At 68.8% G+C, this 22,494-nt stretch carries 22 protein-coding genes; 13 read left to right on the top strand and 9 right to left on the bottom strand.

What is annotated here, in order from left to right:
• The first annotated feature begins 3 nt into the window (after positions 1-3).
• The 3 genes from H0I76_RS16640 to H0I76_RS16630 all read left to right on the top strand — a co-directional run bounded on the left by H0I76_RS16640 (position 4) and on the right by H0I76_RS16630 (position 7,876).
• Complete coding sequence (locus tag H0I76_RS16640) at positions 4-1,488, top strand: DegQ family serine endoprotease (RefSeq protein WP_200612392.1); 1,485 nt, start codon at positions 4-6, stop codon at positions 1,486-1,488.
• A gap of 108 nt (positions 1,489-1,596) precedes the next feature.
• Positions 1,597-2,778 carry a pyridoxal phosphate-dependent aminotransferase gene (locus tag H0I76_RS16635; protein ID WP_200612389.1) on the top strand — a complete coding sequence of 394 codons (1,182 nt, stop codon included), beginning with the start codon at positions 1,597-1,599 and terminating at the stop codon, positions 2,776-2,778.
• Positions 2,779-3,049: 271 nt separating this feature from the next.
• Positions 3,050-7,876, top strand: coding sequence for an NAD-glutamate dehydrogenase (locus tag H0I76_RS16630; RefSeq protein ID WP_200612386.1), 4,827 nt, complete (start codon positions 3,050-3,052; stop codon positions 7,874-7,876).
• 8 nt (positions 7,877-7,884) lie between these two features.
• Here the strand turns inward: H0I76_RS16630 and hrpB are convergent, their stop codons facing one another.
• Both hrpB and H0I76_RS16620 read right to left on the bottom strand, forming a co-directional pair.
• On the bottom strand, positions 7,885-10,398 hold the full coding sequence (gene hrpB, locus H0I76_RS16625) for an ATP-dependent helicase HrpB (protein ID WP_200612382.1): 2,514 nt from the start codon (positions 10,396-10,398) through the stop codon (positions 7,885-7,887).
• 45 nt (positions 10,399-10,443) lie between these two features.
• Positions 10,444-11,211 (bottom strand): DUF3108 domain-containing protein, encoded by a 768-nt coding sequence (locus tag H0I76_RS16620; protein ID WP_200612378.1) that lies wholly within the window; start codon positions 11,209-11,211, stop codon positions 10,444-10,446.
• Positions 11,212-11,316: 105 nt separating this feature from the next.
• On the opposite strand from H0I76_RS16620, the gene meaB reads away from it, so the two are divergent.
• Together meaB and rpmB are read left to right on the top strand one after the other, a co-directional pair.
• Positions 11,317-12,336: a methylmalonyl Co-A mutase-associated GTPase MeaB gene (gene meaB, locus H0I76_RS16615; RefSeq protein ID WP_200612534.1), complete on the top strand. Its 1,020-nt coding sequence runs from the start codon at positions 11,317-11,319 to the stop codon at positions 12,334-12,336.
• Positions 12,337-12,461: 125 nt separating this feature from the next.
• Positions 12,462-12,749, top strand: a complete 288-nt coding sequence (rpmB, locus tag H0I76_RS16610) for a 50S ribosomal protein L28 (protein ID WP_200612375.1) — start codon at positions 12,462-12,464, stop codon at positions 12,747-12,749.
• A 119-nt stretch (positions 12,750-12,868) separates the two neighbouring features.
• Here rpmB and H0I76_RS16605 read toward each other — a convergent pair whose 3' ends face one another.
• Positions 12,869-13,567 carry an NAD-dependent deacylase gene (locus H0I76_RS16605; RefSeq protein ID WP_200612371.1) on the bottom strand — a complete coding sequence of 233 codons (699 nt, stop codon included), beginning with the start codon at positions 13,565-13,567 and terminating at the stop codon, positions 12,869-12,871.
• Positions 13,568-13,781: 214 nt separating this feature from the next.
• Between H0I76_RS16605 and H0I76_RS16600 the strand changes: the two genes are divergently transcribed.
• The 4 genes from H0I76_RS16600 to H0I76_RS16585 all read left to right on the top strand — a co-directional run bounded on the left by H0I76_RS16600 (position 13,782) and on the right by H0I76_RS16585 (position 18,522).
• Positions 13,782-14,468: a putative 2OG-Fe(II) oxygenase gene (locus H0I76_RS16600; protein WP_200612368.1), complete on the top strand. Its 687-nt coding sequence runs from the start codon at positions 13,782-13,784 to the stop codon at positions 14,466-14,468.
• A gap of 121 nt (positions 14,469-14,589) precedes the next feature.
• Complete coding sequence (locus H0I76_RS16595) at positions 14,590-15,051, top strand: low molecular weight protein-tyrosine-phosphatase (protein ID WP_200612365.1); 462 nt, start codon at positions 14,590-14,592, stop codon at positions 15,049-15,051.
• Positions 15,052-15,212: 161 nt separating this feature from the next.
• Positions 15,213-17,012, top strand: coding sequence for a translation elongation factor 4 (gene lepA / locus H0I76_RS16590; RefSeq protein WP_200612363.1), 1,800 nt, complete (start codon positions 15,213-15,215; stop codon positions 17,010-17,012).
• Position 17,013: 1 nt separating this feature from the next.
• On the top strand, positions 17,014-18,522 hold the full coding sequence (locus tag H0I76_RS16585) for a P-loop ATPase, Sll1717 family (protein ID WP_200612361.1): 1,509 nt from the start codon (positions 17,014-17,016) through the stop codon (positions 18,520-18,522).
• Between the two features lie 148 nt (positions 18,523-18,670).
• Here H0I76_RS16585 and H0I76_RS16580 read toward each other — a convergent pair whose 3' ends face one another.
• Positions 18,671-18,931: a ParB N-terminal domain-containing protein gene (locus H0I76_RS16580; protein WP_200612359.1), complete on the bottom strand. Its 261-nt coding sequence runs from the start codon at positions 18,929-18,931 to the stop codon at positions 18,671-18,673.
• Positions 18,932-19,122: 191 nt separating this feature from the next.
• On the opposite strand from H0I76_RS16580, the gene H0I76_RS16575 reads away from it, so the two are divergent.
• Positions 19,123-19,413 (top strand): hypothetical protein, encoded by a 291-nt coding sequence (locus H0I76_RS16575; protein ID WP_200612358.1) that lies wholly within the window; start codon positions 19,123-19,125, stop codon positions 19,411-19,413.
• Between the two features lie 126 nt (positions 19,414-19,539).
• Positions 19,540-19,848: a hypothetical protein gene (locus H0I76_RS16570; RefSeq protein ID WP_200612357.1), complete on the top strand. Its 309-nt coding sequence runs from the start codon at positions 19,540-19,542 to the stop codon at positions 19,846-19,848.
• Between the two features lie 53 nt (positions 19,849-19,901).
• Here the strand turns inward: H0I76_RS16570 and H0I76_RS16565 are convergent, their stop codons facing one another.
• The 4 genes from H0I76_RS16565 to H0I76_RS16550 all read right to left on the bottom strand — a co-directional run bounded on the left by H0I76_RS16565 (position 19,902) and on the right by H0I76_RS16550 (position 21,274).
• Positions 19,902-20,102, bottom strand: coding sequence for a hypothetical protein (locus H0I76_RS16565; protein WP_200612356.1), 201 nt, complete (start codon positions 20,100-20,102; stop codon positions 19,902-19,904).
• Positions 20,103-20,203: 101 nt separating this feature from the next.
• A complete protein-coding gene (locus H0I76_RS16560) occupies positions 20,204-20,401 on the bottom strand; it encodes a hypothetical protein (RefSeq protein ID WP_200612355.1) in 198 nt (65 codons plus the stop codon).
• Positions 20,402-20,617: 216 nt separating this feature from the next.
• On the bottom strand, positions 20,618-20,866 hold the full coding sequence (locus H0I76_RS16555) for a hypothetical protein (RefSeq protein ID WP_200612353.1): 249 nt from the start codon (positions 20,864-20,866) through the stop codon (positions 20,618-20,620).
• 111 nt (positions 20,867-20,977) lie between these two features.
• A complete protein-coding gene (locus tag H0I76_RS16550; RefSeq protein WP_200612351.1) occupies positions 20,978-21,274 on the bottom strand; it encodes a DUF6280 family protein in 297 nt (98 codons plus the stop codon).
• 360 nt (positions 21,275-21,634) lie between these two features.
• Here H0I76_RS16550 and H0I76_RS16545 point away from each other — a divergent pair, with 360 nt between their 5' ends.
• Positions 21,635-21,841, top strand: a complete 207-nt coding sequence (locus H0I76_RS16545) for a cold-shock protein (protein WP_200612349.1) — start codon at positions 21,635-21,637, stop codon at positions 21,839-21,841.
• A 27-nt stretch (positions 21,842-21,868) separates the two neighbouring features.
• Here the strand turns inward: H0I76_RS16545 and H0I76_RS16540 are convergent, their stop codons facing one another.
• Positions 21,869-22,132, bottom strand: coding sequence for a hypothetical protein (locus H0I76_RS16540; protein ID WP_200612347.1), 264 nt, complete (start codon positions 22,130-22,132; stop codon positions 21,869-21,871).
• A 180-nt stretch (positions 22,133-22,312) separates the two neighbouring features.
• Between H0I76_RS16540 and H0I76_RS16535 the strand changes: the two genes are divergently transcribed.
• The gene (locus H0I76_RS16535) at positions 22,313-22,492 is read left to right on the top strand and encodes a hypothetical protein (protein ID WP_200612345.1); all 180 of its coding nucleotides are present in this window, start codon (positions 22,313-22,315) and stop codon (positions 22,490-22,492) included.
• Positions 22,493-22,494: the final 2 nt, after the last annotated feature.

Raw genomic sequence — 22,494 nt, 5'->3', positions numbered from 1 at the left:
GAGATGCTGGATTTGAGGATCGGAGCGGCCGCTGGCCGGGGTCTTGCTGCAGCCGCCGTCCTGGCTGCGGCCCTGCTCGGGGCGGGCGTTCCCGCCGGCGGGCCGGCCTGGGCACAGTCACGCGCTCCCGAGACCTTCGCCGATCTCGCCGAGAAGCTGAGTCCCGCCGTGGTGAACATCTCGACCTCGCAGACGGTCGACCAGCCCGACCGCGAGATCCCCGGCATCCCGCCGGGCACGCTGCCCGAGGATTTCCGCGACCTGTTCCGCGATTTCTTCGAGCGCGGCTTCCCGCAGGGCCCGCGCGAGGTCCAGTCGCTCGGCTCGGGCTTCGTCGTCTCGCCCGAGGGCTTCGTGGTGACCAACAATCACGTGATCGAGGATGCCGACGAGATCACCGTGAACTTCTCGGACGGCAAGTCGCTGCCGGCCGAACTGATCGGCAACGACCCCAAGACCGACATCGCGCTGCTCAAGGTCGAGCCCACCGCGCCGCTCACCTTCGTCGAGTTCGGCGATTCGGATGCGATCCGCGTGGGCGACTGGGTGCTGGCGATCGGCAACCCCTTCGGCCTCGGCGGCTCGGTCTCGGCCGGCATCGTCTCGGCGCGCAACCGCGACATCAACGCCGGGCCCTATGACGACTTCATCCAGACCGACGCGGCGATCAACCGGGGCAACTCGGGCGGGCCGCTGTTCAACATGGGCGGCAAGGTGATCGGCGTGAACACCGCGATCATCTCACCGACCGGCGGCTCGGTCGGCATCGGTTTCTCGGTGCCGTCGAACATCGTCGCGAACGTTGTGGCCCAGCTGCGCGAGCACGGCCAGACCCGGCGCGGCTGGCTGGGCGTCCACATCCAGACGGTCTCGGACGAGATCGCCGAGGCGCTGGGCCTCGAAAGCGCCAAGGGCGCGCTGGTCAGCGACGTGGCGCCCGACGGGCCCGCCGCCGCCGCGGGCATCAAGGCGGGCGATGTGATCGTCAATTTCGACGGGCGCGATGTGACCGAGATGCGCTCCCTGCCGCGCATGGTGGCCGACACCCCGGTCGGCAAGTCGGTCCGCGTGGTCATCTTCCGCGACGGCAAGACCCAGACCGTGAAGGTCGAGCTGGGCCTTCTGGAGGAACAGGCCGACGCCGCTCCGGGAATCGTCGAGCCCGACGAGCCGGCGCCGGCGACCGAGCTCGCGGGCGTCGGTCTGCGCCTTGCGCCGATCACCGACGTCGCACGCCAGCAATACGGCCTGCCCGAAAGCGTCGAGGGCGTGCTCGTGGCCGAGGTGGCCCGCGATTCGGAGGCCGCGCGCAAGGGCATCGCGCCCGGCGACGTGATCATCGAGGTGCAGCAGACGCCTGTCGCCACCCCGGCCGACGTCGCCGACCGGGTCGAGGACGCCAAGGCCGCGGGCCGCAAGTCGGCGCTCTTCCTGATCCAGACCGGCGCCGACATGCCGCGCTTCGTGCCGCTCGCCGTCGGCGACTGATCCGTCCGGCGCGCGCCGGACCCAATTCGTGATCGGGGCCGCTCCTGTCCGGGGCGGCCCCGTCCCTTCAACGGTCATGGCGCGGGCGCGCCGCATTCGGAGGACTCGATGGCACAGCTGTCGCAGCGGATCTCGGGCATCGTGGGGCAGGGCGGCGACGACGGCTGGTCGGTGTATTACCGCGCGCGCGAGCTTGCCGAGGCGGGCCATCCCATCGTCATGCTCACGGTGGGCGACCACGACATCAAGACGGACCCCGCCATCCTCGACGCGATGCGCGACAGCCAGCAGCGCGGCGATCTGGGCTACCCGCCGGTGACCGGCTCGGCGGCGCTGCGCCGCGCCATCGCCGAGCGGGTGAGCGCGCGCACCATGCATCCCGCCCGCCCGGCCGAGGTGCAGGTCGTGCCCGGCGGGCAGGCTGGCCTCTTCGCCGCGCTGGTCGCCACGCTCGACCCGGGGCAGTCCTGCGTCGTGCTCGATCCCTATTACGCGACCTATGTGCAGACCGTCCGCGCCGCGGGCGGGCGCGCCATCGTCGTGCCCACCGACGCCGAGGACGGCTTCCAGCCCGAGGCCGCGCGTATCGAGGCGGCGCTTGCGCCCGACACCCGCGCGATCCTGCTCAACACGCCCAACAACCCGACCGGCGCGGTCTACGCGCCCGACCTGCTCGAGGCGATCGCCGATCTGTGCCGCCGCCGCGACCTTTGGCTGATCTCGGACGAGGTCTATGACGTGCAGGTGCATGTCGGGCGCCACGCAAGCCCGCGCGACCTGCCCGGCATGGCCGGGCGCACGCTGGTCGTCAATTCGCTGTCCAAGAGCCACGCCATGACCGGCTCGCGCATCGGCTGGGTCCTTGGGCCCGAGGACGCGATCGCCCGCATGGGCGAGCTTGCGACCACCACCACCTATGGCGTGCCCGGATTCATCCAGGATGCCGCCGTGTTCGCGCTGACCCAGGGCGCGCAGATCGAGGAAGCCATCGCCCTGCGCTACCGCCGCCGCCGCGACGCGGTGCTCGAATCGCTCGGCAATGCCCGCGCGGTGCGGGCGAACGCGCCGGCGGGCGGGATGTACGTGATGCTCGACATCCGTCCCACGGGGCTCTCGGGCCTCGATTTCGCCCATCGCCTGCTCGATGCCGAGGGCATTGCGGTGATGCCGGGCGAAAGCTTCGGCACCGCCGCCGCGGGGCATTTGCGCGTGGCTCTCACCCGGCCCGAGGCGGTGCTGCGCGACGCGCTCGGGCGCCTGGTGGATTTCGCCCGCCGCATCGCCGCCTGAACCGGCCGGCCGGGCGCTCTCCACAACCCCCCGATCGCGCCGTGTCGCGCGTGACAGCCACGTGAACGTGGTTCCCCTGTCATTTCGCCCGAGGGGGCGCTAGGGTCGGGACAGGCGCGCGGTGCCACATTTCGGCGGCGCGAAGTGCCGGGCCCGTCCTGGCCGGCTCGCGGGTTTCGCCTGCGGCGTTCCGGCCTGCGGGGCCGGCAACAAGAAGCCCGCGCAGACAGCGGGCCGCGACGGTTTCGGCCTTCTGGGGGGAAGTCACGCCATGTCACTCAGCGTCAACGATCGGATCGCCGGCAGGTTCGAAGAGGTCCGCGCCATCGCCGCCGAGCGCCTCGAAAGTGCCGATGCCAAGGCCTTCACCAGCGTTCTCGAGGCATTCCTCTCGACCGTCGCGCGCGACGAGCTGCTCGAGCAACCGGCCGAGGAGATCTACGGCGCGACGCTCGCGCTCTGGAAGTTCTGCCAGAAGCGCTCGCCCGGCACCTGCAAGCTGCGCATCTACAACCCCCGCATCGCCGAGCACGGCTGGGAGTCGAGCCACACCATCATCGAGGCGCTGAACGACGACATGCCGTTCCTCGTCGACTCGCTCACCGTGCTGATCACCGAAAGGGGCCTCGGCATTCATGCCCTGGTGCACCCGGTGATCGCGGTGAAGCGCGACGCCAAGGGCAACCTGCTGGACGTCGCCAAGGCCGATGCCAAGGGAACGACGCCCGAGTCGATCATCCAGGTGCAGATCGACCAGGTGGCGGATGCCGAGACGCTGGCCCAGCTCGGCCAGGAGATCGAGACGATGTTCGCCGATGTGCGCGTCGCGGTCGAGGACTGGCGCACCATGCTTGACAAGCTGATCGAGGTCTCGGGCGAGCTGCGCGAGCGCGGGCCGAAGGCGCCGGCCGCGGCCAACGGGGAATGCTGCGACTTCCTCGACTGGCTGGCGAACAACCACTTCACCTTCCTCGGCTACCGCCATTTCCAGGTCGTCGCGCGCAAGTCGAAGATGGAACTCGAACCGGGCAGCGGGCTCGGGCTCATGCGCGATCCCGACTACACCGTCATCCGCGACAAGGAAGGCCGGTCGGCCCACTGGTCGCCGCAGCTCTCGGATTTCACCCAGGATCCCTCGCCGCTCTTGATCATCAAGGCGAACCGGCGCTCGAGCGTGCACCGCCCGGTCCATTTCGATGTCGTCGCGATCAAGCAGTTCGACGCCAAGGGCAAGTTGGTGGGCGAGCACGTCTTCATCGGCCTGTTCACCTCGGCCGCCTACAACCGAAGCCCGCGCGAGATCCCGCTCTTGCGCGCCAAGGTCGCCAGGGTGATCGAGCGCGCGAACCTCGCTCCGTCGAGCCATGACGGCAAGGCGCTGACCAACGTTCTCGAGACCTATCCGCGCGACGAGCTTTTCCAGGGGACCGAGGACCAGCTCTTCGAGAACGCGATGGGCGTGCTTCACCTGTCAACGCGGCCGCGCACCCGGCTGTTCCTGCGCTCGGACCGGTTCGGGCGCTTCGTCTCCTGCCTCGTCTACGTGGCGCGCGAGCGCTACAACACCGAACTGCGCGTGCGCCTTGGCAACATCCTCAGCGCCGGCCTCGACGGGCGCGTGGCGTCGTGGGAGCCCTCGTTCGGCGCCGAGGGGCTGGCGCGCGTGCATTTCGTCATTGCGCTGCATGCGGGCCGCGTGCCCGCCTACGATGCCGCCGCCCTCGAAGCCGAGATTGTCGAGGCGGTCCGCTCGTGGGGCGATATCCTGCTCGAGGAGCTGATCGACCATTTCGGCGAGGCGGCGGGCCACCGCCTTCACGCCCGGTATGGCAAGGGCTTCAGCGCCAGCTACCGCGAGGACGTCCCGGTCGCCGCCGCGATCGGCGACATCGAGAAGCTCGACACGCTGTCCGAGGAGGCGCCGCTCGCGCTCAGCTTCTACCGCAAGCTCGAGGACGACGAGCGCTCGGTGCGCTTCAAGATCTACCACCGGGGCGACCCGGTGCCGCTCTCGGACGCGCTGCCGGTGCTCGAGAACATGGGCTTCCGCATCCACAACGAGCATCCCTACCGGGTCGAGCTGGGCGAGATCGACAGCTGGATCCACGACTTCCACATGCTCTCGGCCGCCGGGGTCGAGATCGACCTCTCGCGCCTGCGCGCCAAGCTCGAGGACGCCTTCGACGCGGCCTGGCGGGGCGTTGTCGACGACGACCGGCTCAACCGCCTCGTGCTGCTCGCCGGCCTCAGCGCGCGCGAGACCGCGCTGCTGCGTGCCTACAGCCGCTTCCTGCGCCAGGTCCGCATCCCCTACTCGGTCGAGTACATGGAGGACGCGCTCGCCCAGTACCCGGCGATCGCGCGGCTTCTGGTCGACCTCTTCGCGGCGCAGTTCGACCCGTCGCGCAAGCTCGACGCTGCCGCCCGCGCCGCCGAGGCCGAGGCCGCGAGCGCCGCCATCGAGGCGGCACTCGAGGAAGTGCCGAGCCTCGACATCGACCAGATCCTGCGCCGCTTCCGCAATGCCATCACCTCGACGCTGCGCACCAACTACTACCAGCCCGACGCCGCGGGCGGGACCAAGCCCTATGTCTCGTTCAAGTTCGACTGCGCCGCGCTTGACGAGCTGCCGCTGCCGCGACCATGGCGCGAGATCTTTGTCTACGCGACCTGGGTCGAGGGTGTGCACCTGCGCGGCGGCCCGGTCGCGCGCGGCGGACTGCGCTGGTCCGACCGCAAGGAGGACTACCGCACCGAGGTGCTGGGCCTGGTCAAGGCCCAGCAGGTCAAGAACGCGGTGATCGTGCCGGTCGGCTCGAAGGGCGGCTTCCTGCCGCGCAAGCTGCCCGCGGGCGGCACGCGCGAGGAAATCCAGGCCGAGGCGATCCGCTGCTACAAGACCTTCCTGTGCGGCCTGCTCGACGTCACAGACAACCTCGTCGGCGGCGCGCTGGTGCCGCCCGCGGGCGTGGTGCGCCGCGACGACGACGATCCCTATCTCGTCGTCGCCGCCGACAAGGGGACGGCGACCTTCTCGGACATCGCCAACGGCGTGGCCGGGGATTACGGCTTCTGGCTGGCCGATGCCTTCGCCTCGGGCGGCTCGAACGGCTACGACCACAAGGGCATGGGCATCACCGCCAAGGGCGCGTGGGAGGCGGTCAAGCGCCATTTCCGCGAGCTGGGCCACGACACCCAGACCCAGCCCTTCGACGTGATCGGCGTGGGCGACATGTCGGGCGACGTGTTCGGCAACGGCATGCTGCTCTCGGACCAGATCCGGCTGATCGCGGCCTTCGATCACCGCGACATCTTCATAGATCCCGACCCGGATACCGCCGCCAGCTTCGCCGAGCGCAAGCGCCTGTTCGAGGCGCCGCGCACCAGTTGGAAGGACTACGACGCCTCGCTGATCTCGAAGGGCGGCGGCGTCTTTCCGCGCTCGGCCAAGTCGATCACGCTCACGCCCGAGATCAAGCGCGTGACCGGTCTCAAGGCCGACAAGGTCACGCCCTTCCAGCTGATGAAGGCGATCCTCTCGGCCAGGACCGACCTTCTGTGGTTCGGCGGCATCGGCACCTACATCAAGTCGTCCGGCGAGAGCCACGCCGACGCCGGCGACCGCACGAACGACCCGATCCGGGTCGATGCGCGCGAGGTCGGCGCGCGCGTGATCGGCGAGGGCGCCAATCTCGGCGTCACCCAGCTCGGCCGCATCGAGCTCGACCGCTGCGGCGTCAAGGTCAACACCGACGCGGTCGACAACTCGGCCGGGGTCGACTGCTCGGACCACGAGGTCAACATCAAGATCGCGCTCGGCGCCGTGGTCGAGGCGGGCGACATGACCGCCAAGCAGCGCAACACCCTGCTCGCGAAGATGACCGACGAGGTCGGTGACCTCGTGCTCGAGGACAACTACAACCAGACGCTGGCGCTCTCGATGGCCGAGGCGCGCGCGGCGACGCTGCTCGACGACCACGCCCGCTTCATGCGCGCGCTGGAGCAGCGGGGCCAGCTCAACCGCGAGATCGAGCTCCTGCCCAACGACGAGGCGCTGGCCGAGCTGCGCGCCCGCGGCCTGGGCCTCACCCGGCCCGAGATCGCGGTGCTGATCGCCTACGCCAAGATCGTCACCTTCGACCAGCTGGTGGCGTCGAGCCTGCCGGACGATGGCTACTGCACCCGCTTCCTGATCGAATACATGCCCACGCCGCTGCGCCAGAAATATCGCGAGGCGATCCTCGGCCACCGGCTGCGGCGCGAGATCATCGGCACGGTGCTGGCCAACGCGGTGGTGAACGAGGCCGGCCCCTCGCTGATCAACCGTATCAGCGACGAGACCGGGGCAGGGACCGCGATGATCGCGAAGGCCTTCGTCATCGGCCGCGACATCTTCGAGATCGAGGCGATCCGCGACGAGATCAACGCCCTCGACAACAAGGTCGCGGCCGCGGCGCAGAACACGATGCACCTCGCGCTCTCGGACATGATCGCCTCGCAAAGCCAGGCGATCCTTGCCCGCGCCAGCGACCGCAGCGTCGACGAGGTGATCGAGATCTACAAGCCGGGCGTGCTGCAGATCGCGGGCAACGTCGCAAGCCTGCTGCGCGACTTCTCGGGCAAGCGGATGCAGGAACGCGCCGCCGCCTTCGAGAGGGACGGCGTGCCCAAGGCGTTGGCCACGCGGATCAGCGGGCTCGAGTTCCTCGGCGGCGCGCTCGACATCGTCGACGTGGCCCGCTCGCGCAAGCGCGACGTGATCGAGGTGGCCGAGACCTACTTCGCCGCCGGCGCCCGCTTCGGCCTCGACTGGCTGCGCGCCAGCGCCCGCGGGCTCGAGACCTCGGACCACTGGGAGCGGGTTGCCGTCAGCCGCCTGGTCGCCGACCTGCGCTCGCAGCAGTCGCTGATCGCGGCCGCGGCCCTCGATGCCGAGAAGAAATGCTCCGGCAGCGCCTGCATCGACGGCTGGTGCGCCCTGCACGAGGAGGCGGTCACCCGCGCCGAGCGGCTGGTGCGCGAGTTGAACGAGGGCGGAACGCTGACCGTGGCCAAGCTCGCGGTCGCCTCGTCGCAGTTCCGCAGCATCACGGGCTAGGACTGTCGCTAGGATCGCGGCTTGGCGCGCCGCGTCGGTGCGGCTTCGGCTGGGTTCTCGGGCCAAGGATGCTTGGGATAGCGCGCGCGCATGTCCTTGCGGACATCCGCGTAGGAACTTGCCCAGAAGCCCGGGAGGTCGCGTGTCACCTGCACCGGCCGATGCGCCGGCGAGAGCAGTTCGAGCGAGAGCGCGACCGGTGGCTCGCCCACGCAAGGGTGGCGGGTGACGCCGAACAATTCCTGCACCCGGATCGAGACCGTCGGGATCTCGCGCCCGTAGTCGATCCGCGCCCGGCCGCCCAGCGGGGTCTCGAAATGGGTGGGTGCGGCGCGATCGACCTCGGCCGCCAGTTCCCACCCCAGCGCCGCACGCAGCACCGCCGCCACGTCGATCCGGGCGGCGTCCTCGACGCGGCGCATGCCGGCAAGATGCGGCGTCAGCCAGTCGTCGAGGCCCGCGAGCAGCCCGTGATCCGACCAGTCCGGCAGCCGCGCTGCCAGTCCGCCCGTGCCCTGTGCCGCCAGCCAGCGCACCTGGTCGCGCAGGCTCGCCGCCGCATCCGTCCAGTTCAGCACGGCAAGCCCTCGCTCGCGCAGCCCGTCGGCCAGCGCGTGGCCCAGCGCGTCGGCGGGGGCGTCGCGCAGTGGCTCCTCGCGCAGGACCACGGCGCCGAAGGTCTCGCGCCGCACGGCCTCGACGGCGCGGGCGCGGCGTGACCAGGCGATGTGCGCGTGCCAGCCGATCGCCGCCCCGTGCAGCGCGCGCAACTCGGCCTCGGCCAGCGCGGCACCGTGCCTGATCCGAGCGTCGCGGCCGCGGTCCTCGACCTCGGTGGCGACGATCAGAGCCGCCGCGCCCAGCGGGTCGCCGGCGGACAGTTCCGCCCCCCGGCCATTGGCCAGGAGGTAGCGCGGCGCCTCGCCCGCACGCCGCTTGCCGACCCGGTCGGGATAGGCCAGAGACAGCAGCGCCCCGGCCTCGGTCTTCGCCCTGGCCGCGTCGACCCGGCCGGAATCGAGCCGCCGCGCCTCGGCGCGAATGCGCTCGGCCGTACCGCGGTTGACGCGCATGGGATGCGCTGCCTCGAAGCGGCGCGGGTCGGTCACGGCCTCGATCCGCAGCCCCAAGTCGGCCGGCGCCGGCCCATCGGCGTGCAGCGGGTCGCGCTCGCCCAGGATCGCGGCCAGCAGCGCCGCCTCCGCGCCCAGCCCGCGTGCCCGCGCCGTCAGCCACATATGCGCAAGCCTTGGGTGCGCCGCGACGCCCGCCATCTCGCGGCCATGGGCCGTGATCGCGCCATCAGCGCCCAGCGCGCCCAGCCGTTCCAGCACCGCCCGCGCCTCGGCCAGCGCCGGCGCGGGCGGCGGGTCGGCGAAGGCCATCCCCGCGGGATCGGCAACGCCCCAGGCCGCGAGCTCCAGCGCCAGTCCCGCGAGATCGGCCTCGAGGATCTCGGGCGGCGCGAATGCCGGCAACGCCCCTTCCTCGCCCTTCGTCCACATCCGGTAGCAGACGCCGGGGCCAAGCCGCCCGGCACGGCCGCGGCGCTGCGCGGCCTCGGCGCGGCTGACCGGGACGGTGACGAGGCGCGACAGTCCCGTGGCCGGGCTGAACCGGCTGCGTCGCGAGCGGCCGCAATCGACCACGATGCGCACGCCCTCGACGGTCAGCGAGGTCTCGGCGATCGAGGTCGCCAGCACCACGCGCCGTCGCCCCGCGGCCTCGGGCATCAGCGCCGCGCGCTGGCGGGCGAAATCCATCGACCCGTGCAGCGGGCGCAGCGCCACGTCGGGCAGGCGCCCGGAAAGCCGGGCCTCGACCCGCGCGATCTCGCCCGCGCCGGGCAGGAACACCAGCGCGTCGCCCTGCGCCTCCTCGGCCATGGCGCGGGTCACGAGATCGGCCGCGGCATCCTCGATCCGCGTCCCGGGCCCGGCGGGGTGGTCGAGCCAGCGCGTCTCGACCGGGAACATCCGTCCCGCGCTCTCGATCACCGGCGCGCCACCCATCAGCGCCGCGAATCGGGCGGTGTCGAGCGTGGCCGACATCGCCACCAGCCGCAGCTCGGGCCGCAGCGCCGCCTGCACCTCGCGCGCCAGGGCGAGGCCGAGGTCGGAATGGATCGAGCGCTCGTGCACCTCGTCGAACACCACCGCCGCGACCCCCGGCAGCTCGGGGTCGGCCTGCAGCATCCGGGTCAGCACGCCCTCGGTCACGACTTCGATGCGGGTGGCGGCCGAGACCTTGCTCTCGCCCCTGATGCGATAGCCGACCCTCCGGCCGACGGGCTCGCCCGCCTCCTCGGCCATGCGCTCGGCCGCGGCGCGGGCCGCGAGGCGGCGGGGCTCGAGCATCACGATCCGGCCCGTCGCGGCCCAGGGCTGGCGGGCCAGAAGCGGCGGGACCCGCGTCGTCTTGCCCGCGCCGGGGGGCGCGGCCAGCACGGCGCAGCCGCCCCCGGCAAGCGCCGCGGCCAGCCTTGGCAGGACCTCGTCGATCGGCAGCGGGACATGCTCCATGCCCCGGCTCCTACACCGGGGGCGCGGCGGGGTCGAGATGTCGGCCTACTCGTCCCGCAGCTTGACCGCCGCGACGCCCAGCGGCGTGTCGCCCATCGCGCGGGTGACGTGCCAAAGCCCGTCCGCCCCTTGCGCGAACCACATCGTGAAGGGCCAGTCCGGCTTCCTCATCAGCTTGGGCTTGTAGCCCGCGACGCGGCGGTAGGCGGCGTCGCAGCGCAGCCCCTCGGGGTCCGCCTGCGGCGGGCCGATGTCGATGGCATAGCGCCGCCGGCCGTCGAAGATCTCGACCGACCGGTCGCAGATCTGCGCGCGCGACTGCAACGCCAGCCCCGAGAGCGCCGCCGTCAGCGGATCGAAGGCACCGGCCTGGGCGAAGGGATCGACCTGCCAGGGCTTGGGCGTGAAGGGCGGCTCGGCCTCGATCGCGGCGGGCCGGCCCGACTCGTAGGCCATCGCGACCTTCTGGGTCTTTCCGGGGCTGAAGCTGTCGGCCTCGAACCGCATCGGCGAGACGCCCGCGCGGTCCGACTGCCCCTCGCTGACGGCGGCGAAGCCCGCGCTCCAGAACGTGCCGACGATGCCGGCGGTCTGGCCTGCCGCCTCGGCCCGGTAGCGCGCGTCCTCCAGCTCGACGCGGATCGACATCTCGCCCCCGCGGATACCGCCCAGGTAGAGGTCGTAGATCCCGCCGAAGCTTCCCGGGTTGAGCGCGGCCATGGCGCCCGGGTGCGGTCCAACGCCGGCGGGCGCCGCCAGCGCCGCCGCCAGCCCGCCCGCGAGGGCAAGCGACCGGGTCGTCGGTCCGAGCATCCGCGCACTCCCGCTACAATTGCCAGCGGCCACCATGGCCGCTATCACGGCTCGCGCCTCTCATCGTCCTACGCAAGATAGCCCGGGTTCCGACGCATGCCACAGATCGATGTCGACGAGCTTGCCGAGCGCCTGATCGCGGGCGAGCGCCGCGCGCTGGCGCGGGCGATCACGCTGGCGGAGTCGACCCGGTCCGATCACCGCGCGGCGGCGCGCGCGCTGATGGCCAGGGCCGCACCCCATGCCGGGCGCGCGCGGCGCATCGGTCTTTCCGGCACGCCCGGCGTGGGCAAGTCCACCTTCATCGAGGCCTTCGGCATGATGCTGGTCGAGCAGGGCCTCAAGGTCGCGGTGCTGGCGGTCGATCCGACCTCGGCGCGCTCGGGCGGCTCGATCCTCGGCGACAAGACGCGGATGGACCGGCTCTCGCGCTCGCCCAGCGCCTTCATCCGGCCCTCGCCCGCGGGCCGCGAGCTTGGCGGCGTCGCCCGGCGCACGCGCGAGGCCATCCTCCTGGCCGAGGCCGCCGGCTTCGACGTCGTGATCGTCGAGACGGTGGGCGTCGGCCAGTCCGAGACCGTCGTCGCCGAAATGACCGACCTTTTCGTCCTGCTTCTGGCCCCCGCCGGCGGCGACGAGCTGCAGGGCGTCAAGCGCGGTATCATGGAAATTGCCGACCTCGTCGTCGTCAACAAGGCCGACGGGCCGCTGCGCGAGGTCGCAAGCCGCACCCGCGCGGATTACGCCGGCGCGCTCAGGCTAATGCGCGCGCGCGAGGGCGACGCGCCGGGTTTTCCCAAGGCGCTCACCGCCTCGGCGCTGACCGGCGACGGGCTTGGCACCGTGTGGGACGAGATCCGCGCCCTCGACGACTGGCGGCGCGACAGCGGCTGGCTCGACCGGCGCCGCGCGGGGCAGGCGGTGCGCTGGATGCGCTCGGCCCTCGAGCACGGCCTGATCGAGCGCCTCTATGCCGACCCCGCCGTGGCCGCGCGCATCGGCGCGCTCGAATCGGCGGTCACCGCCGGCCGCGTCGTGCCCGAGGATGCCGCGGACGAGTTGCTTGCGCTCTTTCTGGGTCCCGTGACGCCCGAGGACGGGTCTGACGGGGTGGAACAGGGCTGAATCGCGCCCCCGCGGGTTGACGGGAAGGCGCGAAGCGCGTAATGACGCGCTCTCGGATTTCGGCGGGTCAGGCTCGGCGCCGTTGGCGCGCGCGACCCGCAGCCTGGAATGAATGAGGAAGACCCATGTCGCGCCGCTGCGAACTGACCGGAAAGTCCGTGCTCTCGGGCCACAATGTCAGCCACTCGAACATCAAGACCAAGCGCCGCTTCCTGCCGAACCTGAACACGGTGACGCTGGAGAGCGAGTCGCTCGGCCGCTCGTTCCGTTTCCGCGTCGCCGCCTCGGCGCTGCGCACGGTCGACCACCGCGGCGGTCTCGACGCATTCCTGCGCAAGTCGCGCGACGAGGTGCTGAGCCCCAAGGCCCTCAAGGTCAAGCGCGACATCGAGGCCGCGGCCGCCACGGCCTGAGCCGGCGCAATCCTGCCCCGGCCACGGGGCGGTATAGTTTGAGCAAGGCGCGGTCCGGCGACGGATCGCGCCTTTCGCGTTCATTGCCACCCGCGCGGCACGCGGAGGCGCGAGCGCCCTCAGCCGGACAGCATGCCCTCGACCCATAGCGGCACGGTCTCGCTCGCTGGCCCCAGGATGTGGCGGTCGAACATCCCCGCGACCTCCGAGCGTTCGAGGTTGATCTCGATCGTCGGCACCCCGGCCCCCGCCGCCTCGGCAACGAAACCCGCCGCCGGATAGACCGCGCCCGAGGTGCCGATCGCCACGAAGAGCCCCGCGCGCTCCAGCCGCTCGCCGATCAGGTCGAGGTGATAGGGCATCTCGCCGAACCAGACCACGTCGGGCCGCACCAGCGCGCCGCGCCCGCAGGCGGGGCAGGTGTCCTCGCGGCTCATCGCGCCCGTCCAGCCCCAGCGATGGCCGCAGGAGGCGCAGAGCGCGCGCATGATCTCGCCATGCATGTGCACGACCTCCGGGCTGCCGCCGCGCTCGTGCAGGTCGTCGATGTTCTGGGTGACAAGCGTGACGGCGCCCGGCCACTCGCGCTGCAGCCGCGCGATGGCGCGATGCGCCGCATTCGGCGCGGCCATGCGCGCGTTCTCGCGCCGGGCATTGTAGAAGCCAAGGACAAGGTCGGGATCGCGGGCATAGCCCTGCGGCGTCGCGACATCCTCGAGATCGTATTGCGACCACAGCCCGCCCACGTCGCGGAACGTGCCAAGCCCGGACTCGGCCGAGATGCCCGCGCCGGTCAGGATCACGATCTCGTCGGCCATGCCGCTGCTCCCTCGCCATTCCGCGCGCGGCAGCATCGCCGAAAACGCTGCCGCGTCAAACCCGTCCCATCACGCCGGCGTGAGCTCCCCGGGACGTGACTTGCACCCGGCCGCGCCCTGGCCGAGCACGGAGTCGGTGCGCGCGCCGCTCTTCCAAGCCCGCCCTTCCCAAACCCCGCCCCGGATCTGCCACCCCCGGACAGGAAGCCCCGCCATGCCTCTCAAGCGCCTCAAGTCGCCGCCCGCCAGGTCGCCCTTCGCGCCGTCCTGGGAGATCCCGCTCTACCTCGAGAAGCTCGACGATGCCGGGCTTCTGGCGGCGATCCGCGAGACCGTGCTGGCCCGCGAGGCCGAGCTCAAGCGCAAGATCCCGGCCAGGCCCATCGCCGGGATTGCGGACGGCCTGACCTCGCGCTGGCACGGCTTCAACATCTTCACCTGGCCCGAGCCCCCGATGCGCGCCTTCCACGATTTCGTGCGCGGCAGCTACCGCGCCTATCTCGCGGCGCTGGGCGTGCCCCGCCAGAGGGTTTTCGTCCAGGGCTGGGCCAATGTCGTGCGCGGCGGCGAGAAATTCGCGCCGCACTGCCACGACCAGTCGCCCTACGCCTATCTCTCGGGCAATTTCACGGTCGCCTGCACCGACACCCAGACGATCTATTTTCCGCCCTTCCTCTACCAGGGCGCGCCCAGGATCGACCGCTCGGTCCCGGTCCGGAACGAGCCGGGGCTCATGACCCTCTTTCCCAGCACCATCCTGCACGAGACCTCGGTGCATACCGACGGGACCGAGCGCATCACGCTTGCCTTCGACGTCTTCCTGCAGGACTACGACCTCGGCGGACGGCAGGGGCAGGGGGGAATGCATATCGTCCTCGACGATCCCGCGGTGATGGCCTGAGCGGCAGCTTACGGCCCCGTTAGCGGGCGGGGCCCTTCAATCGGCTTTCGGACCTCTGGACGCTGCCGCCCCAGACCCGTAACCCTTGAGGGACTGCCTCCGGAGACCCCCGAGCCATTCGATGACCCGCCGCATCCTCTGCGTCTGCCACGGCAATACCTGCCGCTCGCCCATGGCGCAGGGCGTGCTCGAGGCGCTGGCGCGCGAGGCCGGGCTGCCGGTCGAGGTCGACAGCGCCGGCACCGCGCCGCGCGGGTCCGGCGTGCCGCCTGATCCGCGCGCGCTGACCGCGGCCGCGGCGCGCGGCTACGACATCGCGGCCCAGCGCACCCGCGCGGTCGCGGCCGGGGATTTCGCGCGCTTCGACCTCGTGCTGGCGATGGACCGCGCGACCCTCGACGCGCTCGCACGCCTCCGCCCGCCGGGCCCCGGTACGGCGCCGCGCCTCCTCGACCCACAGGGCCGCGACATCGCCGACCCCTTCGCGGGCGGGCCGGCCGATTACGCCCGCGCCCTCGACCTGATCGAGGCGGCCGCGCGTGACCTGATCGCGGAACTTGCGCCCGCCCCGGGTCAAGCGTGATGCCGGGTCCGAACCTTCCGCCGCCCGCGGCCCGCCGCGCCTTTCCGGCCCCCGCCGCCACCCGTCAGCCCTGACCTTCCGCGCCCCGCGGCGAGGTTGCGCGCCGCGTGCCTCTCGCGCCCGCTTGACGGCCCACCGGCCCGGCCCCATAACGCCACGCCATGAAAGACCTCGCGCACATCCGGAACTTCTCGATCGTGGCCCATATCGACCACGGCAAGTCGACGCTTGCCGACCGTCTGATTCAGGCCACCGGCGCCCTGACCGAGCGCGAGATGAAGGAACAGGTCCTCGACTCGATGGACATCGAGCGCGAGCGCGGCATCACCATCAAGGCGCAGACCGTGCGCCTGATCTACAAGGCCCGCGACGGCGAGGAATACGTCCTCAACCTGATCGACACGCCCGGGCATGTCGACTTCGGCTACGAGGTCAGCCGCTCGATGCGCGCGGTCGAGGGCTCGCTGCTGGTGGTCGACGCCTCCCAGGGGGTCGAGGCGCAGACGCTGGCCAATGTCTACCAGGCGATCGACGCGGACCACGAGATCGTGCCCGTCCTCAACAAGATCGACCTGCCCGCCGCCGAGCCCGACCGCGTGCGCGAGCAGATCGAGGACGTCATAGGCATCGACGCCTCCGAGGCGGTGCTGATCTCGGCCAAGACCGGGCTCGGCATCCCCGACGTGCTCGAGGCCATCGTGACCCGCCTGCCGTCGCCCAAGGGCGAGGCCGCGGCGCCGCTCAAGGCGATGCTGGTCGACAGCTGGTACGACGCCTATCTGGGCGTCATCGTGCTGGTTCGCGTGATCGACGGTGTGCTGCGCAAGGGCGACCGCATCCGCATGATGCAGACGGGCGCGATCTACCAGACCGACCGGGTCGGCGTCTTCACGCCCAAGATGCTCGAGACCGACGTGCTGGGCCCGGGCGAGCTGGGTTTCCTCACCGCCTCGATCAAGCAGGTGCGCGACACCCGCGTGGGCGACACCATCACCTCCGAGCGCGGCGGCTGCGCCAAGCCATTGCCGGGCTTCAAGCCCGCGGTGCCGGTGGTGTTCTGCGGCCTCTTCCCGGTCGATTCGGCGGATTTCGAGGACCTGCGCGACGCGATCGAGAAGCTCGCCCTCAACGACGCCTCCTTCACCTACGAGATGGAGACCTCGGCCGCGCTGGGCTTCGGCTTCCGCTGCGGCTTCCTCGGGCTCTTGCATCTCGAGGTCGTGCGCGACCGGCTCGAGCGCGAATACGAGATCGACCTCATCACCACCGCGCCCTCGGTCGTCTACCACCTGCACATGACCGACGGCTCGATGCGCGAGATGCACAACCCCGCCGACATGCCTGACGTGGTCAAGATCGACCGGATCGAGGAGCCCTGGATCAGGGCCACCATCCTGGTGCCCGACGACTTCCTCGGCGACGTGCTCAAGCTGTGCCAGGAGCGGCGCGGCATCCAGATGGACCTGACCTATGCCGGCTCGCGCGCCATGGTGGTCTACCGCCTGCCGTTGAACGAGGTGGTGTTCGACTTCTACGACCGGCTGAAATCGGTCACGCGCGGCTATGCCAGCTTCGACTACCAGATGGACGGCTACGAGGCCGGGAGCCTGGTGAAGATGCAGATCCTGGTGAACGAGGAGCCGGTCGACGCGCTCTCGACCATCGTCCACCGCGACAAGGCCGAGATGCGCGGGCGATCGATGTGCGAGAAGCTCAAGGAGCTGATCCCCCAGCACATGTTCAAGGTGCCGATCCAGGCGGCGATCGGCGGGCGCGTCATCGCGCGCGAGACGATTTCGGCTTTACGGAAAGACGTCACCGCGAAATGCTATGGCGGCGACGTGACGCGCAAGCGCAAGCTTCTGGAGAAGCAGAAGGCCGGCAAGAAGAAGATGCGCCAGTTCGGGAAGGTGGAGATCCCGCAGGAGGCGTTTATCAATGCGTTGAAGATGGATGGGTGAGATGCTTTCATGGATCGAATTCGGTCAAGTAGCCGCCGAACGTGACGATCTTTTGGGAGAGTATTTCTTTGATACTGGGGTTCTCGACTCTGTATCGGCTTCAGGATCGAATTTTCTTGTACTTGGAAGAAAGGGAGCCGGAAAGACTGCCGTATTCCTTCAATTTGATAAGAATTACGAGAAATATCTTTCTGAAGGTGATTGCTCTGTGGCGCTTTCTCTCGACAATTATGATTGGTCAGTTCATGAATTGTTGAGCAATCCAGCAAAGGCCCCTGCTCTCGCGTTCATAGAGTCTTGGAAATTCTTCATTTATGTTCAGACTGTCAGATTGATCGAGGAAGTCGGATTTGGCAGCATCCACACTAAGAAGTTAAATAAAATCCTAAAAAAAATATATGGATCTCCTGTCCCTACGCTTGTGGATCTTGTGGGCGGCAAGATTCTCCAACTGTCTCGCCTGAAGCTTCCGAGCGGTGGCGTCACAATTTCTGAAAGAGACCTCGAGGGGTTGTCAGTCTCTGGGGGTGAAGTAGAGTTTGGCGATGTTAAATCAGACCCGTCAATGCAGTCAAAGCTGTCTTCAAATGTTGGAAATCTTGTTCAAACGTTTGAGATAGAACTTCTTGCGCATTTTGAAAATTCCGGACGAGCTTTCGTTTCCTTCGATAGGGTGGATGAGGCGTGGGTGGATGGATCAATTGAGACCATAAAGCCGATGATTGGAGGTCTTGTTTCTGCTGCAGACTCTATTACACAAAAATTTGGCGGAAAGCTTCGGCCGGTGTTGTTTCTGAGGGAGGATATATTTTCACATCTTAGTGTTAATGATAAAAATAAATTGAGGTCAGACTGTGGCCAACTTCTTGCTTGGCAAGCAAATTCTCTCAATAGAGTTATCATGGAAAGAGTAAACTTCTTCTCAAAGAGGGCGGGTGTAAGCGGCCCTCAGAGCGTGAACGATTTGTTTGATAAAGAAAAAATGCGACAGCAGAGGGCGCCATTTGACTATTTGCTTCTTCGAACGATGATGCGGCCGCGTGATTTGATCAAGTTTCTTCAGCTTGTTAGGAGTGACATGATTGATCGTCGTGATAACCCTTTTGAGGGTGAGGATGTGAATCTTGAAAAGTTGGAGTGCAAGGCTATTTATAATGCAGAACCGCTATACTCAGAGTGGTTAAAGGAAGAAATTATTGATGAATGGCAAGCGCAGTTCCCTCAAATAAATACTATACTTGATTCCCTTTCCGCAATAGGGTCAACGACGTTTTCGTTTCTAGAATTTCAGAATGCTCTCAAGAGGCAGGGATTAGATCTAATTGAAGTGGATGCGAGAAAATACATGAAGTTCATGTTTGATAACTCGATAATTGGGTTCAAGGTTGGGAAATCCCAACTTTGGCGCTTTCGTTGTTTTCATCCATCCCAAGGATTTCTAGATGTCGAAACTTACAAGGTTCATGATGGGCTGACGCGGGCGCTAAACCTCAAAGAGACACGAGCTTAGCGATTGTAAGCGGTGATCCCTCCCACTACATCCATGAAGCATGGCTAGACCATGGGGTTAGCCTCACCCTTCCGCCCGCCCCCTCACTCCACCCGCTTCTCGAACTCCCCCTTCATGATCCCGGCCAGCCGCGACAGCATGTAGGTGCTCAGAACACCCGCGCCTGCGCCAGGTACGAGACCACCGTGTCCTCGCCCAGCGCCTTCAGCGCCTCGAGCCGGTGGTAGCCTTCCAGCAGGACATAGCTCTCCTCGCCCGCCTTGCTGTCGACCCGGCAGCGGATGGGGGTCTTCTGGCCGTGTTCGAGGATGTCCTCGGCCAGCGCCGCGACCCGCGCGGGGTCGAGCGTGCGGGCGCGCTTCACAGGCACGTGGATGCGCGCAATCGGCAGGCGGTGCTGCTCCATCATGGGCGGGGTCCTCCGGCCGCCGAGGCTAGCACCGCGCCGCCGCCCTGTCGCCTCCCCGCCGCCTCCCCGTCGCCTCCCCGTCGCCTCCCCGTCACCCGCGCGCCGCGCTATACTCCCCCCACCATCCGGCGCTCCCGCGCGCCTGCCCGCCCGCGGGGACGCCCTGTCTCGCCAGCCGCAGGGAGGGTTCCATGCACGCCGTCATCCGTCTCTATTCCGGCGAGGGCGCCCGCGCGCTCTTCGACATGCTCGAGGCGCGCAAGGCCGAGGTCGAGGAGGTCATGCGCGGGGTCGCCGATTTCCGCTCCTACACGCTGATCCGCACGGCCACGGGCGGCGCCTCGGTCACCTGCTGCGAGGACAAGTTCGGCACCGACCAGAGCATGAAGCTCGCGCACAAGTGGATCTCGGAGAATGCCGCCAACCTCAACCTCGCCGGCCCCACGATCGCCGAGGGCGAGGTGATCCTGGCGCTGGGCTGAGGCGCCGCGCCCGCGCCCGCGCGCCCGTCCCATTCCGCGGCGATTCCGGCTATACTGGACCGATGGGCGCCCCCGCGCGCCTGCCCGCTCCGGGGACGCCCCGCACACCAACCGGGGGAGGGTCCCATGCATGCCGTCGTCCGTACCTATAACGGTCATGGTGCAGTGGCGTTCTTCGACCTGCTTGAAAGCCGCAAGGCCGAGGTCGAATCCATCATCCGCAAGGTTCCCGGCTTCATCTCCTACGAGCTGATCCGCACCGGCGTGGGCGGCGTCGCCATCACCATCTGCGAGAGCGCCGAGGGCACCCGCGCCTCGATTGCCGCCGCGCGCGACTGGATCCGCGACAATGCCGGCCAGATCCGGCTCGACCCGCCGATCGTGTCCGAGGGCGACGTGATGCTCCACCTCGCGGCCGACGCCGCGCCCGCCTGATCCCGCGCCACCCGCCGGCGAAGGGCGCGGCACGCGCGGCGCCCCTGCTTGCCTCAGTTCGCCTGTTCGAGCCCCCGGCATTTCTCGGGCGCGATGCGCACCGGCCGGCCCGCGCGATCGCGCACGAAGCAGGTGCCGTTGTCGAGGTAGGGCCGGCCCGGCTCGGGCGGGGCGGGCATGGTGGTGCCCTCGTCGGTGCAGCCGGCGGCCAGCGCGGCCGCGGCCAGAAGGGCGGCAAGGGGGCGTGGGGTCATCCCGGTCTCTCCCGTTGCGGTCTCTCGCGCCGCGGTGCCCGACGCGATACCCGGCGCCGCGGCGTCTCCCGTCGCCGTGGCGGCCCCGCGGGCGGCGTGCCCTAGCGGTCGGGACCGGCGAACTGGCGGCACTCGTAGGTGATGAAGCCCGGATCGGTGCCGACGCAGTGCAGCCACAGCTTCTCGCGCGGGGTGGTGGCCTCGCGCAGCGGCGGCTCGCCGACATAATGCGTCTCGCAGCCCGCCAGCAGCGCAAGGCCTGCCAGCCCCGCCAGCCCCGACACCACCGCCGCGGCCATGCCTGGCCGTCCCGCTCTCCGCATCCGGGGCCCCCTCTCCCGCGCCCGTCCGGGCCATCGCCCGCACAGGATACCCCCTGCCGCGCCGCCCCGCCAGCCGCAGGGGATGCCCCGTGCAGCCGCGGTCGCGCGGGGGTGCGTTGCGCGTCCATAAAAATGTTTTATTTCAGCATCTTAATAGAGATTTCACGCGTGAAAGCGCTGCCCGACGGGGCCTCAGGGCGCGCGGATCGCCCCGTCATCGTCCCCCGCGCAGCGCGAGCGCGCCAGCAGCGTGCGCTGGCCGCGCTCGTTGATCCCGACGCAGGCCGCCCCGCCCGAGGCGTCGTAGTTGCCGCCCGGCATCGGCTGGGTCGGGCTCATGGTGAAGCTGCCGCCGAAGGGCAGGTCCTGGTCGATCTCGCACCCGGCAAGCGCCGTGGCGAGGCTCAGCAGGGTCAGCGCGACGAGGCTGCGATGGGGCATCCCGGCTCCTTTGGATCGACGGCCCGGCGCCGGCCTGGGGGGCCGACGCGACAAGGGCCCCCAGCGTTCCCGCCGGAGGCCCCGCATCATGTCACGCATGGCCCGTCCGGGTCACGCCGCTTCGGGCAGTTCCTCGCGCCCGTCGCTCATCCCCTGGCGGCCGCCCGAGCGGACATAGGAGATCATGCCAGAAATGCTGCGCTCGTTGGGCTCGATCCCGGCACAGCTCAGCACCGTCCGCCCGTCGCGCGAGCGCGCCCAGCTGGCCAGGTCGCTGGCGCCGCGGCCGGTCTTCTTCTCTTCCTTCACGGCGTCTTCCATTACCGCCATTACAACGGCGGCAAAAAGTCGTCGGGCGCGGTCGCCCTGTTCGTTATCGAAGGCAATGCCATCGGTGTCGCGAAACATCTCGCGCCTCCTCGTCTCGGTCATGGGGTGCGGCGCGAAGCCGGGGCGACGCGCGGGATGACGGGGAGATAGTGTGAAACTTCAGTGAATGAAAGCCCTGTGGCGCAACCCAGCCATGCGGATTCCGCAATTCAATTCCAGCGCCCGTCTGGCCAGCCTCGCCTGCTTCATTGTGCCGCGCCCTGATCCGGTGTAGGATTTTCGCGCGTCCCCGTCCGGCGCATGTTGGCCTGAAGACTTCGTCCCTTCGCGGGTTTCACCCGTGGGGTAGATTCCTCGGCGACATCTTAACCGAGGCGTTGCCTCACGTATGACGATCAGGGGACGAGTTGATCCCCACAACGCGAAGGACTAGCAGTCATGGCCACTGGCACCGTGAAGTGGTTCAACACCGAGAAGGGCTACGGCTTCATCGCCCCCGACGATGGCGGGAAGGACATCTTCGTCCACATCTCGGCGGTCCGCGCCGCCGGCATCGAGGAACTCAAGGAGAACCAGAAGGTTTCCTTCGAGCTTCAGTCGGGCCGCGACGGGCGCATGTCGGCCGGATCGATCACCGTTCTCTGAGCGGACGCGGCAGGCACCTTACCGACGTCACGGATGGACCGGATGCTCCGCCAGGAAATGGCGGAGCGCAGCCAGCAGTTCGGCCGCGTGCTCGCGATTTCCCGCCGCGAGCGCTTCGCGAATATCGTCGCGGATCATCTGGCGAACGGCCGCCGGGCCTTCGGACGTTGTCATGAGATAACCCGCCAGCGCCGTTGCCGCGGATTCGGGGATGTGTTCGTGCTCGGCGATGGCGTCGATCTCCTCGCGCGTCAGGCCGGTGAGTCCGATGCAGTCCTCGATCGAGATCATTTTGTCCTCCACTTACCCAGCCTGTGCTATTCTAGCACATAGTCTGCCTGCGCAGCGGGGGCGCGCCATGATCCGTGTCAATCCGATTGCGGACACGGTATGATTGTTACGTACAGAGTGTTTTTGTAAGGCTTCGCGTCACGACATCCCAGCGCGGGGCCTGGTGGAGCGGAGGGGGATATGGAATCGCAGCGGGTTGACGCGTCGGGGTGGATCTCGACGCTTTTCGAAGTCGACCACATGAACATGTACGTGATCACCATTCCATCATTGCTGATGGTCATGTTTGGCGCGAGAAAGTTCGCGCTGCTCTATTTCTTCGGCGCCTGCATGTTCCTGCTTCTCAAGAAGATGGGCTGAGG

Origin of the sequence: Thermohalobaculum xanthum (assembly GCF_016623495.1) — a bacterium.
In the GTDB taxonomy this organism is placed as follows: Bacteria; Pseudomonadota; Alphaproteobacteria; order Rhodobacterales; family Rhodobacteraceae; genus Thermohalobaculum; species Thermohalobaculum xanthum.
The sequence above is the reverse complement of the archived record's forward strand: the minus strand, read 5'-3'. Positions and strand labels throughout refer to the sequence as shown.